Genomic DNA, 16,265 nt, shown 5'->3' on the forward strand with positions numbered 1-16,265 from the left:
GACCCGCTAGGTTTGGCGCCGTGACCTCCCCGCTCGAGCGCGCCGGCCTGCACCCCCGCGTCGACAAGGCCCTGGCCGCTTTCCTGGCGGCCCAGCGCACGCGCCTGCTCGCGATCGACGACGCGCTGGCTGACGTGGCGGACGCCCTGGAGGCGTTCGTGCTGCGCGGCGGCAAGCGGCTGCGGCCGGCGTTCGCGTACTGGGGATATCGCGGGGCGGGCGGCATCGACTCCGACCGCGTCGTCGCCGCGGTGGCCGCGCTGGAACTCGTCCAGGCCAGCGCGCTGATCCACGACGACCTGATGGACCGCTCGGACACCCGGCGCGGCGAGCCCTCCATGCACCGCCGCTTCGCGTCGCGGCACGCGGCCGCCGCCTGGCGCGGGGACGCCGACGCGTTCGGCGACAACGCCGCCGTGCTCCTCGGCGACCTCGCCCTGGTCTGGTCCGACGAGCTGCTGCACGGCTCGGGCGTGGGCCTGGAGGAGCTGGCCCGGGCGCGGCCGGTCTTCGACGAGATGCGGACGGAGGTGACCGCCGGCCAGTACCTCGACGTGCTGACCCCGGTCACCGGCGACACGTCGCTGGAACGCGCCGGCAAGGTCGCCCGCTACAAGTCGGCCAAGTACACGGTCGAACGCCCGCTGCTGCTCGGCGCCGCGCTGGCCGGGGCATCGGAGGAGGTCAGCCGGGCCTACTCCGCGTACGGGCTGCCGCTGGGCGAGGCGTTCCAGCTGCGCGACGACGTGCTCGGCGTCTTCGGCGACCCCGCGCAGACCGGCAAACCGGCCGGCGACGACCTGCGCGAGGGCAAGCGCACGTACCTGATCGCGGCCGCGTACGAGGCGCTGCCGGCGGCCGGCCGCAGCGAGCTGGACCGCGGCCTCGGCGACCTGAAGCTGGACGAGGCCCGGGTGGAGCGGCTGCGCGCGCTGATCACCGGCAGCGGCGCGCTGGCCCGCACGGAGACCCGGATCACCGCGCTGACCGCCGAGGCGCTCGCCGCCCTGGACACGCAGGTCATCGAGCCGGAGGCCCGGTCGGTGCTGCTAGCCCTCGCCGACGCGGCCACGCGCCGCGCGGTCTGAGGAACGCGCCCGGAGCAGGCGCAGCAGCGCACTGCCCTCGCCGGCGCGGGGCTCGCGTTGCACGCCGCGCCGGCCGAGCCACACCCAGACCGACAGCGTGAGCAGCACCATCGCGAAACCGAAGAACAGGTCCTCGACCGGCGCGAACGCGATCCGCCAGCCGATGATCGCCGCCGGGTCGTAGATGACGATGTGCCGCCCGGTCAGGATGCCGTTGGACAGCAGCTGGAAGACGATGATGATCGGGTACGTCGCCCAGAACACCACCCGCCGCACCAGCCGGGTCCGGAGCACGAACAGGTCGGCAAGCACCGCACCCACCACGCCGAGCAGGGCCGCCACCGTGTAGGTCACTCGTCACCGTCCCCGGCGGGCCGGCGCAGCACCGCGCGGACCGCCTCGAAGCCGAGCACCGCGCACACCGGCACCACCACGAAGAAGAGCACCTCGTCCAGGGGCAGACCGCCGGGCAGCAGGATGCCGGTGGTCTGTTCCGGGTCGAAGGTCCAGTGGCCCGCCGCGATCGCCGCCAGGTCCCAGAGGACGAAGACGACCACCACCGGCAGCAGCGTGAGCAGGAGCCGGCGTCCGCGGCGCAGCACGTTGACCTTGAGCACCGGCTCGAGCCACAGCGCGCAGACCAGGCAGCCCGCGAGCACGAGCAGGTACGCCAGGTGGCCCATCGACGCGGCTCAGAACCCGAGCGCCTGCGCGCGCCGCTTGACCTCGCGGGCGCGGTCGCCGCCCAGCCCCACCGCGCCGCAGCCGTCGACGGTCTCGTCGGGCTCGTACAGCCACCGGAGCGCCTCTTCGTCGTTGTACCCGGCGTCATGGAGCAACGTGAGGATGCCGGGCAGGTGCTTGAGCACGGTGCTGTTGGCGATCAACTCGGCCGGCACCACGCGGATGCCGTCGCGCTTGACCGCGAGCAGCGCGCCGTCGCGGATCATCTGGTGCACCTTGCTGATGGACACGCCGAGCCGCTCCGCCACGTCGGGCAGGTTGATCCACTCGGCCGGGCCGGCCGGCTGTCCGGCCGCCGGGCCCACGGTTACGGAATCGGTCACCCGACCAGCCTGCCACGGCCCGTACCCGCGGCACCACGCGGTGCCCCTGACCCCGCCGGGACAGTCCCGGCTCGAGATCGAGGAGAGGTCGCGATGACCCTGTGGCGGAGAACCCGCACCGAGGTGGCCGGCGCGTGGCGATCGCTGCGCTACGACCTGGGCCGCCGGGAGGCCGATGAGGGCCGCGCACCGAGCGCCCGGCCGGTGCACCCGGACGTGACCTCGACCGGGTACAGCACGTTCGGCGGCGCCGGCATCACCGGCGGCCTGCGCACGTCGTACGGGCCCGCGCACGCCCGCCGCCCCCGCCGGGCGGTGGCAGTCACGGCATTCGGCACCCTCGCCGTGGCCGGCGCGGCCGGGAGCTACTTCGCGGTCGTCAACGGGCTCGGCGTGGTGCTGGGCGACCAGCCGGCGGGCGCGGAGCCGTACCCGCTGGCCGCCGCGGCGCCGGACGGCACGCCGGGCGAGGCGTCCAACGAGGGGCTCGGCCGCGGGCCGCAGGAGGCGCCCGGCCGGGTGGAGGCGCCGGCGGCTGCCGGGACGGTGCGGACCGTGCCGCACACCCTCGCGACCACGGGTACGCCGGACAGCCCCGGCGCGGCCGTCCTGCCGGCCCCGCGGCGCACCACCGTGCACCGGACCTCCCCGGCCGCGCCGCCGACCCCGTGCGACTGCCTCACCCCGCCGGTGCCGACGCCCACCGCGGCCCCGTCGTCGCCGGACAGCCCGTCGCCGACTCCCACCCCGAGCCCTTCGGACGACGACACCGCGTCGCCGGATCCGACGTACTCGGTCCCCGAGCGCCCCGACGGGACCGAGCGGGCGCACGTCACACCCGGGGACTGATCCGATTTGTCACGATAAGGGGGTCGTGGTCGTCGGGACCACGGCCCGATATCGTCCATCTGCGCGGCTCGCCCTCGAAGACGCCGTACCCGTTCGGTCTCAGCTGTGACATCCTGGACCGTCTTTCCCGGAAGGGCACATACACTTCACGCCGATGGACACGACTGTCGCCGACACGTTGATCGGCACGACGATTGACGGGCGCTACCGGATCACCGGGCGCGTCGCCCGCGGTGGCATGGCGACCGTTTACACCGCCGTGGACGACCGGCTGGGGCGTACCGTCGCACTCAAGATCATCCACCCGTCGCAGGCGACGAACGTGCACTTCGTCGACCGGTTCACCGACGAGGCCAAGACGATCGCCCGGCTGACCCACCCCAACGTGGTCGCGGTCTACGACCAGGGGCGCCACGAGGGCCTGCCCTACCTGGTGATGGAGTACGTGCAGGGCCGCACCCTGCGCGACCTGCTCACCCAGCGCCGCCGGCTCAACCCGGTGGAGGCGCTCGCGATCCTCGAGCAGATGCTCGCCGCCATCGCCGCCGCGCACCGCGCCGGCCTGGTGCACCGAGACGTGAAGCCGGAGAACGTGCTGGTCGCCGAGGCGCCCAGCGGCGGCATCGCCAACCTCGTCGACGCGGTCGTCAAGGTCGCCGACTTCGGGCTGGCCCGGGCGGTCGAGGCCAGCGCCGACGAGAGCGGCCAGCTCATGGCGACGGTCGCGTACGTGGCACCGGAGCTGGTCACCGACGGCCACGCCGACGCCCGCACGGACGTGTACTCGGCCGGCATCGTGCTGTTCGAGATGCTCACCGGCCGGGTGCCGTACGACGGCGACGAGCCGGTCGAGGTGGCGTGGCAGCACGTGGACAACGACGTGCCGGCCCCCTCGAGCATCGTCAAGGGGCTGCCGACCATCCTCGACGACCTCGTCGCCCGGGCCACCCGCCGCGACCCCGGCGCGCGTCCCACCGACGCCGGCGCGCTGCTCGCCGAGGTCCAGGTGGTCCGAGACGACCTGGGCGCCGCCAACGTCGAGACGGCCCTGCTGCGTCAGGTGCCCGCCCGCCCCGCGATGGCCGACGCCACCGCTCTCGTACCGGCCGTCACCTCGGTGATGCCCCCCGCGACCGGCGACCGGCCGCCGTGGGCCCGCCTGCCCGAGCAGGCCGGTGGCCGCGGCGCCCGCCGCCGGCCCGACGCCCCCGCCCCGGGCGAGTACGGCGCCGTCGGCCGCTTCGGCGACCGCCGCCGGCTGTTCATCCTCGGCGCCGTCGCGCTGATGGTGCTGGTGGTCATCGGCAGCACGTGGTGGGTGACGCTGGGCCGCTACACCGACGCACCGCAGCTGGTGAACATGACCCGCTCGCAGGCCGAGCAGGAGGCCAAGGCGCGCGGCTTCGACCTGCGCTTCGACGACGGCCGCTACGACGAGAACGTGCCCAAGGACACCGTGCTGGCGCAGGACCCGCCGGCCACCGACCGGCTGGTCAAGGGCGGCCTGCTGACCCTGACGCTCTCCCTGGGCCCGGAGCGCTACCCGGTTCCCGACGTGGTCGGCATGGAGAAGGCCGCGGCCAAGGGCGAGATCGAGGGCACGAAGCTCAAGTTCAAGGAGGGCGCCGGCAAGTACAGCGACACCCTCCCGCAGGGCGTGGTCATCTCGATCGACCCCAAGGCCGGCGAGTCCCTCAAGCCCGGCGCGACCGTCACCGCCGTGATCAGCAAGGGCAAGGCCCCGATCACCGTGCCGCAGGTCGTCGGCAAGAACGTCAACGACGCCCGCGCCGAGCTGCAGCGGCTCGGTCTCAGCGTGGTCGAGCAGTACAAGGACAGCGATCAGCCCGCGGACACGGTCATCGGGCAGTCGCCGGAGCAGGGCACCGGCGCGGAGAAGGACGACGAGATCAAGCTCGAGGTCAGCAAGGGCCCGCCGCTGGTCACCGTCCCCGACCTCACCAACCAGCCGTGCCAGCAGGCCGCGCAGACGCTGCAGGGCTCGAGCCTGGTGCCGAAGATCAATTTCAACCCCAACGGTCTCGTACGCCAGCAGTCGCCCGCGCCGAACACCCCGGTGCCGCCGCAGACCGAGGTCGTGCTCAATTGTCTGTGACTCGCCCGGTCGGGTCGCACACGAGGACGTCGGGCGGTCTGGCCAAGGCCGCCCTGCCGTACGCGGACGCGGCGGGCTCCGAGGCGGTGCAGGTCTACGTCTCCAACTCCCGCGGCTGGGCGCTGCCGCCGGGTGACCCGAAGCAGGACACGCTGTTCCGCGACGGCTGCGGCGAGCGGGGGCTGCCCGCGTACATCCACGCGTCGCTGCTGGTGAACCTGGGCTCCCCCACCGAGCTCACGGTCACCCGCTCGGTCGAGACCCTCGAGCACGCCCTGCTGCGCGGCGCGGCCATCGGCGCGGCGGCCGTCGTCTACCACGCGGGCAGCTCGGTCGACCCGGCCCACGACGACAAGGCGATGCACCAGCTCCGCGAGGCCCTGCTGCCGCTGCTCGACCGGGCGGCGGCCCAGGGCCTGCCGAAACTGCTCGTCGAGCCCAGCGCCGGCGGCGGCCGCAGCCTCGCGTCCAAGGTCGAGGACCTCGGGCCGTACCTGGCAGCGGTCGAGCACCACCCGTGGCTGGGCGTCTGCTTCGACACCTGCCACGCCTGGGCGGCGGGCCACGACCTGGCCACCCCGGGCGGCATGACGAAGACCCTCGACTCGCTGGTGGCGACGGTCGGCGCGGACCGCCTGATGCTCGTGCACGCCAACGACTCGAAGGACGACTGCGGCTCCACCCGCGACCGGCACGAGACGATCGGCAAGGGCCGCATCGGCACGGCGGCGTTCGCCGAGCTGCTCGCCCACCCGGCGACGGCCGGCATCCCGGTGATCGTCGAAACCCCCACCGAACAGCACGAGGGCCACGCCGCGGACATCGCCCTGCTCAAGGATCTCCGCCCGGCATGAGCACCGGCGTGGACCTGGCGCTGCCGGCCGCGCTCGCCGAAGCCAACGAGCAAGGCTTCGACTACGACGGCGGCGACGGGATCGCCCTCGAGCCGGATGCGCCGCTGGAACGCCAGCCGGTGGTCTCTATCGGCCGGCGAGATCATCGTCGCGGCGCGGGCGGAGTTCCCCGACTTCCAGGCCACGGTCGAGGCGCAGTGCCGGTGATGCGCTAGCGGCGTGCCAGGCGCTTCTCGAGGTGGGTGCGGCAGGCCGGCCACTCCGCGGCGATGACCGAGAACATCGCCGAGTCGCGGAGCAGGCCGTCCTCGCCCGGCGCCCAGGACTTGGACCATTGCCGCAGCACGCCCTCGAACTGCGCCCCGAGGCCGGCGATCGCCGCGCGGGAGCGGCCGTTGCGGGCGTCGGTTTTCAGGTCGACCCGGGCCACGCCCCAGGTCTCGAAGGCGTGCCGGAACAGCAGGTACTTCGCCTCGGTGTTGATGCCCGTACCCTGCGCGGACGCCGCCAGCCAGGTGAAGCCGATCTCGACCGCCATCAGCCGGTCGCCGCCCGGCCACAGCCGCGGCTCCCAGAAGGCCGTGACGCCCACCGCGCGGCCGGACGCGACGGCGATCTGGGCGTACGGCGCGAGCAGTCCCGCCGCCGCCCGCCCCAGCTGCTCGTCCAGGTACGCGTCGATCTCGTGGGCGCGGGGTACCCAGGTCCAGCCGTACGAGGCGCGTTCCTCCTCGGCCGCGGCGGCGAGGTCGGCGGCGTGGCCGTGGCCGAGGGGTTCGAGCCGTACGCGGTCGCCGGCCAGCACGGGCCCCGAGAACAGGAAGCTCATCGCTCAGTGCGGCTCGATGTCGTACGTGAACACGTACCGGTGCTCCTCCGAGCTGTTGTCGATCTCGAACGTGCCGGTGATGCCGGTGAGCTCGTCCGTACCCGAATCCGGCACGACCCGGACGGTCAGCGTGCCCGACCCGCGGTCCATGAGGCCGAAGTGCTGCAGCACGAAGCTGCCCTTGAGCCCTTCCAGCGTGCCGGTGATGCGGTCGATGGCGACGTAGCCGGCCGATCCCTCGACGGGGGTGCCGACCGACAGCATCTCGGCGCGGCCGGTGCCGGTGAGGTCGCCCTCGATCGTCTTGTGGACCTGCGTGCGGCCGAGCATGTCGTCGTCGGCCGGGAGCGGCTCGAACGTGGTGGTGAAGGTGCCGGTGGCACGGCGGCTCATCGCGGGCTCCTCGTCGGTGGCGGGCGGCGTCGGGTCCGATGTAACCAGACCCGGCGCCGCCTGCTCAGGCGGCGCGCAGAAGGTCGGACAGGACCACGATCGTGCGGTCGACGTCGTCGTCGTCCACGTCGAGGTGGGTGACCGCGCGGGCCAGGCGCGGAAGCATCACCGTGATGCGGACGTCGCGTTCCGCGGCCCTGGCGACCAGCGTCGGCGCGTCCATCGGCGCCTTGGTCAGGTCGAGCGGGACGAGGTTGGTGCGCACGGCGGCGGCGTCGACCACGCCGAACGGTTCGAGGGCTTCGGCGAGGCGGCGGGCACGGGCGTGGTCCTGCGCGAGGCGGTCGACGTGGTGGTCGAGGGCGTACCGGCCGGCGGCGGCCAGGATGCCGACCTGGCGCATGCCGCCGCCCATCCGCTTGCGAAGCTGCCGGGCCCGGGCGATCCGCTCGGCGGAGCCGACGATCAGCGACCCGACGGGCGCGCCGAGGCCCTTCGATAGGCAGACCGACAGGGTGTCGAACAGCTGCCCGTATGCGTCCAGCGGCACCCCGTCCGCGACGTGCGCGTGCCAGATGCGGGCGCCGTCGCAGTGCAGGAGCACCCCGGCCGAAAGGGTGACCTCGCGCAGGCGTCGCAGGGTGGCGAGCGGGACGACGCCCCCGCCGCCGAGGTTGTGCGTCTGCTCGACGGCGATCGCCCGGGTCGGCACCGAGGGGTACCCGGCCGGGCGGATCATCGCCGCGATCTCGTCCACGTCCAGCGCGGCGCCGCGCGACGGCCAGGTCCGCGTCGAGATGCCGCCCAGCGCGGCCGCGGCGCCCAGCTCGTACGTGACCACGTGCGCGTCCGCCCCGGCGAGCAGCTCCTCCCCCGCCGGTACGACGAGCTGCATCGCGATCTGGTTGGCCATCGTGCCGGACGGGGCGAACAGCGCCGCCTCGTGGCCGAACATCCGCGCGACGTGCGCCTCGAGATCGTTGACGGTCGGGTCGTCGCCGAAGACGTCGTCGCCCACCGCCGCGGACGCCATGGCCTCGCGCATCGCCGGCGTCGGCCGGGTGACGGTGTCCGAGCGCAGGTCAGCCACGCAGCATCTCCGCCACGAGGAACGCCAGCTCGAGGCTCTGCTGGGTGTTGAGACGCGGGTCGCAGGCGGTCTCGTACCGGTCCGGCAGGTCGAGGTCCTCGATGCCCTGCGCGCCGCCGAGGCACTCGGTGACGTCCTCGCCGGTGAGCTCGACGTGGATGCCGCCGGGGTGGGTGCTCAGGCCGCGGTGCACCTCGAAGTAGCCGAGCACCTCGTCGACGATCCGGTCGAAGTGGCGGGTCTTGTAGCCGTTGGACGACTCGTGGGTGTTGCCGTGCATCGGGTCGCACTGCCACACGACCTTCGCGCCCGACGCGGTCACCTTCTCCACGATCGGCGGCAGCGCCTCGCGCACCTTGCCGTTGCCCATCCGGCTGATCAGCGTGAGGCGGCCCGGAATGTTCTCCGGGTTGAGCTTCTCGCACAGCTCGATCGCGGTCTCCGGGGAGGTGCCGGGGCCCAGCTTCACGCCGATCGGGTTCGCGATGCGGCTGATGAAGTCGATGTGGGCGTGGTCCAGCTGCCGGGTCCGCTCACCCACCCAGAGGAAGTGCCCGGAGAGACCGTACGCCCGGCCGTCGGAGACCCGGGTCAGCGCGCGGTCGTACTCCAGGGCCAGCGCCTCGTGCGAGCAGTACAGGCTGACCGTGCGCAGCGCCTCGTCGTCGGTCATGCCGCAGGCCCGGATGAAGTCCAGGGCCCGGTCGATCTCGCGCGCGATGGCCTCGTAGCGCTCACCCGCGGGCGACGCCCGGACGAAGTCCTTGTTCCAGTCGTGCAGACCCGCAAGATCGGCAAGGCCGCCCGCGAGGTACGCCCGCAGCATGTTCATCGCCGCGGCGCTGTTCGCGTACGCCCGGATCATGCGCTGCGGGTCGGCCACCCGGGCGCCCTCGTCCGCCTCCAGCGAGTTGATCAGGTCACCGCGGTACGCCGGCAGCCCCAGCGAGTCCGTCGGCGCGGAGCGGGGCTTGGTGTACTGCCCGGCCACCCGCGCCACCTTGACCACCGGCATCGAGGCGCCGTACGTGAGCACCACAGCCATCTGCAGCAGCGTGCGCGCGTTGGCGAGCAGGTGGCTCTCGGTGTTGTCGGCGAACGTCTCGGCGCAGTCGCCGCCCTGGAGCAGGAACGCCCGCCCCTCGCACACCTCGGCGAGCTTGTGGCGCAGCTGGTCGACCTCGTACGGCGCGACGATCGACGGGACGTTGTCGAGGACCTTGCAGACCGAGGCGACCTCGTCCAGGTCCGCCCACGGCGGCATCTGCAGGCGCGGAAGCTCGCGCCAGCGGTCCAGGCCGAGCGCCGAGTCCTCGGCGGAGTCGGTGGAGGGACGGGAGGTCTGCAGGGCGGTCGCACCGACCCCGGGATGACTGAGCTGATGCCACTCTCGGCGCATGTCGAAAGCCTAACCAGGGACAAGAAAGGGGCGCCGGGAGGATCCCCGGCGCCCCACCTGCTAGGAACTGCTACCTCAGCCGAGGCCGTTCTTGATCGCGGTGATCAGTTCGCCGTTGCTGGTGTCACCGGAGAACTCCCAGAAGAAGGCGCCGCCGAGACCCTGGTTCTTGGCGTACGTCATCTTGCCGCCGATCGTGGCCGGGGTGTCGTAGCCCCACCAGTTGCTGCCGCACTTGGCGTACGCCGTGCCGCCGGCCGTACCGGTGGCCGGGCAGCTGTTCTTGAGGACCTTGTAGTCCTCGATGCCGGCCTCGTAGGTGCCGGGGGCGGCGCCGGTCGCCGAGCCGCCCGGGGCGCTCTGCGTGACGCCGGTCCAGCCGCGGCCGTAGAAGCCGATGCCGAGCAGCATCTTGCTCGCCGGGACGCCCTTGCTCTTCAGCTTCTGGATCGCCGCGTCGGACCAGAAGCCCTGCTGCGGGATGCCGGCGTACGAGGTGAGCGGCGAGTGCGGGGCGGTCGGGCCCTGCGCGTTGAAGGCGCCGTAGTAGTCGTAGGTCATCGGGAAGACCAGGTTCAGCTTCGCGATGCCGGAGGCGTAGTCGGCCGCGTCGAGCTTGCCGCCGTTGGAGCCGTCGGCCGAGATCGCCGAGGTGATCAGGAAGTTCGCGCCGAACTTGTTGCGCAGCGCGCTGATCACGTTGTTGTACGCCGCCGGGCCGCTGCTGTCGCAGGACAGGCCGCAGGCGTTCGGGTACTCCCAGTCGACGTCGATGCCGTCGAAGACGTCCGACCAGCGCGAGTCCTTGATCAGGTTGTAGCAGGAGTTCGCGAAGCCGGTCGGGTTGGCGGCGGCCTGGGTGAAGCCGCCGGACCAGGTCCAGCCGCCGAACGACCAGATCACCTTGATGTTCGGGTACGCCTTCTTGAGCTTGCGCAGCTGGTTGAACGAGCCGCGCAGCGCGCCGGTGTCCCACGTGTCGGCGACGCCGTCCACGCTCTCCGCCGCGGTGTACGCCCGGTCGTAGTCGGCGTACGAGTCACCGATCGAGCACTGGCCGCCCGTGGTGTTGCCGAACGCGTACAGGATGTGCGTCAGCTTCGAGGCCGAGCCGCTCGTGACGATGTTCTTCACGTGGTAGTTGCGGCCGTACACGCCCCACTCGGCGAAGTAGCCCACGACGTTCTTGCCACCGTTGCCCGGGGGCTGGGTCGGCGGGGTCGTGGGAGGCGTGGTGGGCGGGGTGGTCGGAGGAGTCGTCGGCGGGGTGGTCGGGTCCGTGCCGCCGCCACAGGTGCCGTTGTCGATCCAGACGTCCCACTGGCCGCTGTGCGTCGTCGGGCTCTCGTTCTGGGTCCACCACTTGGCGGTGTAGTTGTGACCGCTCTGGGAGGCGGCCATGTCCTTGGTGTAGACGGCCGACGAGCTCCAGGCGGGAGCGCACGCGGCGGCGGCCGACGCCTGGACCATGGGGACCGCGGCGGAGGCCACCGCCACGATCGCCCCGGCCCACAGGGCGCGGCGGAGGGATTTCTTCACTGCGTCTCCTCACAACCAACAGTTAGGAAACTTTCCAAAGGGAAGTTGAAGAGACGGTAGTCACATCTATGAACGTGAGTCAAGCAGGTGACGAGGGTTTGGACGCTCTTTTAACTTCGCCGCAGTGAGCGCCACGGCGTGCACTCATATGGGCACAGCGCGTAGTCTGCCGTCATGACCATCTTCGACGTGGACATCGACGCCCTGACCGGGGGATCCGCCGATCTGCGGCAATACCGCGGCAATGTCGTCCTCGTGGTCAATGTCGCCTCCAAGTGCGGCCTCACCCCGCAGTACGCCGGCCTCCAGGAGCTGCACCGCGCGTACGCCGCCCGCGGCCTGGTCGTGCTCGGCGTCCCCTGCAACCAGTTCGCCGGCCAGGAGCCGGGCAGCGCGGCCGACATCGACCAGTTCTGCCAGGTGAACTACGGCGTCACCTTCCCGCTCACCGAGAAGGTCGAGGTCAACGGCCCCGGACGGCACCCGCTCTACCGCGAGCTCGTCGGCGCGGGCGGCGACATCCAGTGGAACTTCGAGAAGTTCCTCGTCGGCCCGGACGGCACGGTCGAGGCCCGCTTCGACCCCGGTACGCAGCCCGACGACGAGCGCCTGGTGTCCGCCATCGAGAAGCTCCTACCCCGCTGAGCCGCTCATGAGCCTCCACGTGATCGGCGTCGACGCGTATGCCCTGGGCTGGGTGGGAGTGGAGCTGCGCGACGGCCGCTTCGGGCGGGCCATGCTCGCGTCCACCCTCTACGAGATCGTGGCGGGCAGCTCCGGCGCGGCCGTCATCGGCGTCGACATCCCGCTCGGCATGCTCCCCGACCGCTGGCGCGCCGCCGACACCCTCGCCGCCGACCAGCTCGGGCCGCGCCGCGGCAGCGTCTTCCGGGTGCCGCCCCGCGCGGTCTGGCAGGAGTCCGACTTCACCGCCGCCAACCGGCTCTGCCGCGAGCTCACCGGCGCCGGCCTGAGCCGCCAGTCGTGGGCGCTGCGGCCGAAGCTGCTCGAGGCCAACGCCATCTGGGAACGCCACCCCGGCCTGCTGTTCGAGGCCCACCCGGAGGTGTCCTTCCGCCAGATGGCCGGCGAGCCGCTGGCGTACGCGAAGAAGACCTGGAGCGGTCAGGCCCGCCGCCGCGACCTGCTCGCCCGCAACGGCATCGTCCTGCCCGACCAGCTCGGCCCGGCGGGCCAGGCGCCGCCGGACGACATCCTCGACGCGGCCGCGGTGGCGTGGAGCGCCCACCGGATGGCGACCGGGACGGCGCTGAGCCACCCCAGCCCGCCGGAGGAGAACAACGGCGCCCGGATCGCGATCTGGTACTAGGCACGCTCGGCGTCTCGGATCCGCCGCAGGGCGGCGGTGCCGAACCGGTGGCGGATCCGGGCCATTCTCGCACTCCGGTCTGACGGCGCCATACCGATGAGAACCCGCGCCAGACGATCTTCCCCCAATGCCTGCCAGACACGGTCCATCGAGTCGATCGCTGTAGCTGCGAGCACCGCGCTCAGGTACTCGTCCGGCAAATGTTCCAGCACCGCGACCAAGGTCGCTCCATCTACCGCATCAAGCCACCTGGCGGCCCCGGAAATCGGCATTAGGGGTAACAGCCTTGCTACACCGGGATCCGCCTGGAGCCATAGTGCTCCCTTGCGGTAGTTCTGCTCCTCGGTCATGTAGCGCACCGCGTTCTCTGGCGACATAGCACCGAGGATTCGCGCGATGGCGGGTTCCGCCACGCCCCATCGGCCGACCTTACGTGGCCAGTCGCCGCTTACCTCTTCGAAGATCGCCTCTGCCAGCCCCGGCTGCAAGCGCTCCAGCAGGGAGGATCGGCCCTGCGGCTCGACGCGCTCAAGCAGTCTCGCCGCGGAGGAGGGCCGCATGTGAGCTACAGCAGCCGCGGCGGCTTCCGCCCGCATGCGAGAAAGGATCCCGCTAGCCTTGCCCTCGTCCATCTCCGGGAGCACCTCAGCCGCACGCTCTGGAGCCACTAGATCGAGACGCAGAGCCGCGTCCGATGGTGGCATGTCCGCCAATTGCTCGACGACTTCGGACAGCGACAGCGTCTCCACGAAGTCAGCGCCCCGAGCGGCGTTGACGACGGCTATGCGGCTACCCGCCTCCGTGAGCCTGCGCGCCGCGTTTGGACTCGGCGGGCTTCGGTGATCGGGTCGACCGTGCAACCCATGCCGATCTTGCCCGGCGCGAATCCAAGCCTCCCGCCAAGGCGCAGGATCGCCGACCCCCAGAGCTCGTACCAGAGACAGCACGGTATCGAGCTTCGGAAGCCCTCGTTTGCCGCTCAGACAGTCCTGCACCGTCGACGACGGCAAGAAGGCCCCGATCAGAGAGGCTTTCCGGGAAAGCGCTCGCACCGAGGGATTTCCAGCGTGCATCTTCAGGATCCGGAGTTCGTATGCGAGGTCAGCTATGGTGGTGACCGTCTCTGGGCTGGGCTGCTGCGCCACGATTCGTCGTCCTCGCTCTGCTCCAACGGGACTCACACTCAGTACGACAGCGTACGACGCTGTCCGACAGTGTCCGAATCTATGGCAGCTGTCCGACGCCTTCGCACCTAGTGCGGATCGATCCGGCCTTGTCCGAGCCACTTTCGCTTGGCCCTAGCACCACATTTCCTGGAGTCAGCGCGGCATTTCGGCCGCCTCAGGACAGGGAATGACGATGCCTCCGATCGACCCGATGGACCTCATCAGTGATCTCATCCACGGCGCTGTGCGGGCCTTGACCACGAACGTGATATCACGGCTCTTCGCGCGCCACTCGACAACTCTCGAGCATCGAGCCGCGAACGGTCTGCGGGGGTACACGACCGCAGAAGCGGTCGACGGCAGTGCGCGTCGCAAGGACGGAAAGGCGCGAAAAGACTCGCGCTTCCGGCCTCAGGTCGATACGGCCACCCGGCGGAAGCATCGATCGCAAACCGAGAGCTCGAGCCACGGACACGGTCGTCGACCGACCGGAGATAGCGAATGAGCTCAGCTGGACTGGGCGGCGATCTCCCGGGCCCGGTCGCGGGCCGCTTCGAGGGCGGCCAGCAGGGCCGCGCGGACGCCGTGGTTCTCCAGCTCGCGGATCGCCGAGATGGTCGTGCCGGCCGGCGACGTCACGGCCTCGCGCAGCTTCACGGGGTGCTCCCCCGAGTCGCGCAGCATGACGGCCGAGCCGATCGCGGTCTGCACGATCAGCTCGTGCGCCACCTGCCGCGGCAGGCCGAGCAGGATGCCCGCGTCGATCATCGCCTCGACGAGCAGGTAGAAGTACGCCGGCCCGGAGCCCGACAGCGCGGTGACCGCGTCCTGCTGCGACTCCGGCACCCGGATCGTCGAGCCCAGCGGCTTGAACATCTCCTCGGCGACCGCGAGGTGCTCGCCGGTCGCGTGCGGGCCGGCCGAGATCGCCGTCATCGCCTGGTCCACCAGCGCGGGCGTGTTCGTCATCACCCGGACCACCGGGGTGCCCTCGGGCAGCCGGGCGGCGAAGAAGCTCGTCGGCAGTCCCGCGCAGAGCGAGACGACGAGCTTGCCGGCGGGCACCTTCGGGCCGATCTCGGCGAGCAGGGTGCCGGCGTCCTGCGGCTTGACCGCGATCGCCAGCACGTCGGCCTCCGCGACCGCGGCCGGGTTGTCGACGATCCGGACGCCGTAGCGCTCGCTCAGTTCCTCCGCGCGGGCCGGGCGGCGCGCCGTGACGAGCAGGTTCGAGGCCGGCCAGCCCGCGCGCAGCAGCCCGGAGAGCACAAGCTCACCGATCTTGCCGGCGCCGAGCACCGCGACGACGGTCATGGGTCCTCCCGGGGGAAAGAGACCGGGGGCGGGCGTGTGCCGCCCGCCCCCGTCTGCGAAGAGCTGTCGCTCAGCTGCCGAAGAAGACCTCGGCCTCGTTGTACCGCTCGATCGGCACGGTCTTGAGCTCGCCGGTGCCGTCGATCAGCGGGACCCGCACGATGTCGGTGCCGCGCAGCGCCATCATCTTGCCGAAGTCGCCCTCGTGGACGGCGTCGATGGCCTGCAGGCCGAAGCGGGTGGCCAGGACCCGGTCGAACGCGGTCGGGGTGCCGCCGCGCTGGATGTGACCGAGGACGACCGTACGGGCCTCCTTGCCGGTCTTCTCCTCGAGCTGCTCGGCGAGCCACTGGCCGATGCCGCCGAGGCGGACGTGGCCGAACGCGTCGAGCTCCTGGCTCTGCAGGCTCATCTGGCCCTCGAGCGGCTGGGCGCCCTCGGCGACGACGACGATGGGCGCGTACTCGACCTGGAAGCGCTTGGTCACGTACGTGGCGACCTGCTCCACGTCGAAGTTGCGCTCCGGCAGCAGGATCACGTTGGCGCCACCGGCGAGGCCGGCGTGCAGGGCGATCCAGCCGGCGTGCCGGCCCATGACCTCGACGACCAGCGTGCGGTGGTGCGACTCGGCGGTGGTGTGCAGCCGGTCGATGGCCTCCATCGCGATGTTGACCGCGGTGTCGAAGCCGAACGTGTAGTCGGTGGCGTTCAGGTCGTTGTCGATCGTCTTCGGCACGCCGACGACCTTGACGCCGAGGTCGTTGAGCTTGGTGGCGACGCCGAGGGTGTCCTCGCCGCCGATCGCCACGAGCGCGTCGACGCCCTGCTCGGCCAGGTTCGCCTTGATCTTCTCGACGCCACCCTCGATCTTGAACGGGTTGGTCCGGGAGGAACCGAGGATCGTGCCGCCGCGGGGCAGGATGCCGCGGACCTCGGCGATGCCGAGCGGCTTCGTCAGGCCCTCGAGCGGACCCTTCCAGCCGTCCCGGAAGCCGACGAACTCGTGACCGTACGTGGCGACGCCCTTGCGCACCACCGCCCGGATCACCGCGTTGAGACCGGGGCAGTCGCCGCCGCCGGTGAGCACGCCGATACGCATGATTGCTCGTCCTCCCTGATCGGGTCGCGAGATGCCCGGCTCCCCTGGGATTCCGTCGTCCGGCGTCACTGCCGGGTCCGGGGGCGGGCCGCAAGCGCACTGTAGTCGTCGGGCCCACCCCGGACCAAAACG

The 16,265-nt window shown here is 71.6% G+C and carries 18 protein-coding genes; 7 read left to right on the top strand and 11 right to left on the bottom strand.

The window, feature by feature from the left end:
• The first annotated feature begins 20 nt into the window (after positions 1–20).
• Entirely contained in the window at positions 21–1,088 is a 1,068-nt protein-coding gene (locus IT780_RS34645) for a polyprenyl synthetase family protein (protein ID WP_199516061.1), read from the top strand.
• On the opposite strand, the gene IT780_RS34650 is transcribed toward IT780_RS34645, so the two are convergent.
• Genes IT780_RS34650 through IT780_RS34660 form a run of 3 tightly spaced genes read right to left on the bottom strand, consistent with a single transcriptional unit; the run spans position 1,050 to position 2,155 of the window.
• Positions 1,050–1,442: a lycopene cyclase domain-containing protein gene (locus IT780_RS34650; RefSeq protein WP_199516062.1), complete on the bottom strand. Its 393-nt coding sequence runs from the start codon at positions 1,440–1,442 to the stop codon at positions 1,050–1,052. The genes IT780_RS34645 and IT780_RS34650 overlap by 39 nt on opposite strands.
• Positions 1,439–1,771: a lycopene cyclase domain-containing protein gene (locus IT780_RS34655; protein ID WP_199516063.1), complete on the bottom strand. Its 333-nt coding sequence runs from the start codon at positions 1,769–1,771 to the stop codon at positions 1,439–1,441. The genes IT780_RS34650 and IT780_RS34655 overlap by 4 nt, the downstream gene beginning before the upstream one ends.
• A 9-nt stretch (positions 1,772–1,780) precedes the next feature.
• On the bottom strand, positions 1,781–2,155 hold the full coding sequence (locus IT780_RS34660; RefSeq protein WP_199516064.1) for an Rv2175c family DNA-binding protein: 375 nt from the start codon (positions 2,153–2,155) through the stop codon (positions 1,781–1,783).
• 93 nt (positions 2,156–2,248) lie between these two features.
• Here IT780_RS34660 and IT780_RS34665 point away from each other — a divergent pair, with 93 nt between their 5' ends.
• From IT780_RS34665 to IT780_RS34680, 4 genes are all read left to right on the top strand, one after another.
• Entirely contained in the window at positions 2,249–3,004 is a 756-nt protein-coding gene (locus IT780_RS34665) for a hypothetical protein (RefSeq protein WP_199516065.1), read from the top strand.
• A gap of 154 nt (positions 3,005–3,158) precedes the next feature.
• Positions 3,159–5,120 carry a Stk1 family PASTA domain-containing Ser/Thr kinase gene (pknB, locus tag IT780_RS34670; protein ID WP_199516066.1) on the top strand — a complete coding sequence of 654 codons (1,962 nt, stop codon included), beginning with the start codon at positions 3,159–3,161 and terminating at the stop codon, positions 5,118–5,120.
• A complete protein-coding gene (locus tag IT780_RS34675; RefSeq protein ID WP_199516067.1) occupies positions 5,111–5,974 on the top strand; it encodes a deoxyribonuclease IV in 864 nt (287 codons plus the stop codon). The genes pknB and IT780_RS34675 overlap by 10 nt, the downstream gene beginning before the upstream one ends.
• Positions 5,971–6,189 carry a hypothetical protein gene (locus IT780_RS34680; RefSeq protein ID WP_199516068.1) on the top strand — a complete coding sequence of 73 codons (219 nt, stop codon included), beginning with the start codon at positions 5,971–5,973 and terminating at the stop codon, positions 6,187–6,189. Before IT780_RS34675 ends, IT780_RS34680 begins: the two co-directional genes overlap by 4 nt.
• On the opposite strand, the gene IT780_RS34685 is transcribed toward IT780_RS34680, so the two are convergent.
• The 5 genes from IT780_RS34685 to IT780_RS34705 all read right to left on the bottom strand — a co-directional run bounded on the left by IT780_RS34685 (position 6,186) and on the right by IT780_RS34705 (position 11,224).
• Positions 6,186–6,803 (bottom strand): GNAT family N-acetyltransferase, encoded by a 618-nt coding sequence (locus tag IT780_RS34685; protein ID WP_199516069.1) that lies wholly within the window; start codon positions 6,801–6,803, stop codon positions 6,186–6,188. The genes IT780_RS34680 and IT780_RS34685 overlap by 4 nt on opposite strands.
• A gap of 3 nt (positions 6,804–6,806) precedes the next feature.
• On the bottom strand, positions 6,807–7,196 hold the full coding sequence (locus tag IT780_RS34690) for a DUF3224 domain-containing protein (RefSeq protein WP_199516070.1): 390 nt from the start codon (positions 7,194–7,196) through the stop codon (positions 6,807–6,809).
• A 64-nt stretch (positions 7,197–7,260) separates the two neighbouring features.
• On the bottom strand, positions 7,261–8,286 hold the full coding sequence (locus tag IT780_RS34695) for a threonine aldolase family protein (RefSeq protein WP_199516071.1): 1,026 nt from the start codon (positions 8,284–8,286) through the stop codon (positions 7,261–7,263).
• Positions 8,279–9,685 carry a class II 3-deoxy-7-phosphoheptulonate synthase gene (locus tag IT780_RS34700; protein WP_199516072.1) on the bottom strand — a complete coding sequence of 469 codons (1,407 nt, stop codon included), beginning with the start codon at positions 9,683–9,685 and terminating at the stop codon, positions 8,279–8,281. The genes IT780_RS34695 and IT780_RS34700 overlap by 8 nt, the downstream gene beginning before the upstream one ends.
• Before the next feature lie 75 nt (positions 9,686–9,760).
• Positions 9,761–11,224 (bottom strand): glycosyl hydrolase family 18 protein, encoded by a 1,464-nt coding sequence (locus IT780_RS34705; protein WP_199516073.1) that lies wholly within the window; start codon positions 11,222–11,224, stop codon positions 9,761–9,763.
• 174 nt (positions 11,225–11,398) lie between these two features.
• On the opposite strand from IT780_RS34705, the gene IT780_RS34710 reads away from it, so the two are divergent.
• Together IT780_RS34710 and IT780_RS34715 are read left to right on the top strand one after the other, a co-directional pair.
• Positions 11,399–11,869 (top strand): glutathione peroxidase, encoded by a 471-nt coding sequence (locus tag IT780_RS34710; RefSeq protein WP_199516074.1) that lies wholly within the window; start codon positions 11,399–11,401, stop codon positions 11,867–11,869.
• A gap of 7 nt (positions 11,870–11,876) precedes the next feature.
• Entirely contained in the window at positions 11,877–12,554 is a 678-nt protein-coding gene (locus IT780_RS34715) for a DUF429 domain-containing protein (protein ID WP_199516075.1), read from the top strand.
• Here the strand turns inward: IT780_RS34715 and IT780_RS34720 are convergent.
• The 3 genes from IT780_RS34720 to IT780_RS34730 all read right to left on the bottom strand — a co-directional run bounded on the left by IT780_RS34720 (position 12,551) and on the right by IT780_RS34730 (position 16,133).
• Entirely contained in the window at positions 12,551–13,303 is a 753-nt protein-coding gene (locus IT780_RS34720; RefSeq protein ID WP_199516076.1) for a magnesium transporter MgtE N-terminal domain-containing protein, read from the bottom strand. The genes IT780_RS34715 and IT780_RS34720 overlap by 4 nt on opposite strands.
• A 924-nt stretch (positions 13,304–14,227) precedes the next feature.
• Positions 14,228–15,034, bottom strand: coding sequence for a pyrroline-5-carboxylate reductase (gene proC, locus IT780_RS34725; RefSeq protein ID WP_199516077.1), 807 nt, complete (start codon positions 15,032–15,034; stop codon positions 14,228–14,230).
• A gap of 70 nt (positions 15,035–15,104) precedes the next feature.
• Positions 15,105–16,133 (bottom strand): 6-phosphofructokinase, encoded by a 1,029-nt coding sequence (locus IT780_RS34730; protein ID WP_199516078.1) that lies wholly within the window; start codon positions 16,131–16,133, stop codon positions 15,105–15,107.
• Between the last annotated feature and the right edge of the window lie 132 nt (positions 16,134–16,265).

Source organism: Nucisporomicrobium flavum (assembly GCF_016464385.1).
Taxonomy (GTDB): Bacteria; Actinomycetota; Actinomycetes; order Mycobacteriales; family Micromonosporaceae; genus Actinoplanes; species Actinoplanes flavus_A.

Excerpts from the sequence above, each read along its gene's own strand:
- IT780_RS34700 (WP_199516072.1), bottom strand. The coding sequence starts at position 9,685 with ATGCGCCGAGAGTGGCATCAGCTCAGTCATCCCGGGGTCGGTGCGACC.
- proC (WP_199516077.1), bottom strand. The coding sequence starts at position 15,034 with ATGACCGTCGTCGCGGTGCTCGGCGCCGGCAAGATCGGTGAGCTTGTG.
- IT780_RS34665 (WP_199516065.1), top strand. The coding sequence starts at position 2,249 with ATGACCCTGTGGCGGAGAACCCGCACCGAGGTGGCCGGCGCGTGGCGA.
- IT780_RS34655 (WP_199516063.1), bottom strand. The coding sequence starts at position 1,771 with ATGGGCCACCTGGCGTACCTGCTCGTGCTCGCGGGCTGCCTGGTCTGC.
- IT780_RS34710 (WP_199516074.1), top strand. The coding sequence starts at position 11,399 with ATGACCATCTTCGACGTGGACATCGACGCCCTGACCGGGGGATCCGCC.
- IT780_RS34715 (WP_199516075.1), top strand. The coding sequence starts at position 11,877 with ATGAGCCTCCACGTGATCGGCGTCGACGCGTATGCCCTGGGCTGGGTG.
- IT780_RS34680 (WP_199516068.1), top strand. The coding sequence starts at position 5,971 with ATGAGCACCGGCGTGGACCTGGCGCTGCCGGCCGCGCTCGCCGAAGCC.
- IT780_RS34690 (WP_199516070.1), bottom strand. The coding sequence starts at position 7,196 with ATGAGCCGCCGTGCCACCGGCACCTTCACCACCACGTTCGAGCCGCTC.
- pknB (WP_199516066.1), top strand. The coding sequence starts at position 3,159 with ATGGACACGACTGTCGCCGACACGTTGATCGGCACGACGATTGACGGG.
- IT780_RS34730 (WP_199516078.1), bottom strand. The coding sequence starts at position 16,133 with ATGCGTATCGGCGTGCTCACCGGCGGCGGCGACTGCCCCGGTCTCAAC.
- IT780_RS34685 (WP_199516069.1), bottom strand. The coding sequence starts at position 6,803 with ATGAGCTTCCTGTTCTCGGGGCCCGTGCTGGCCGGCGACCGCGTACGG.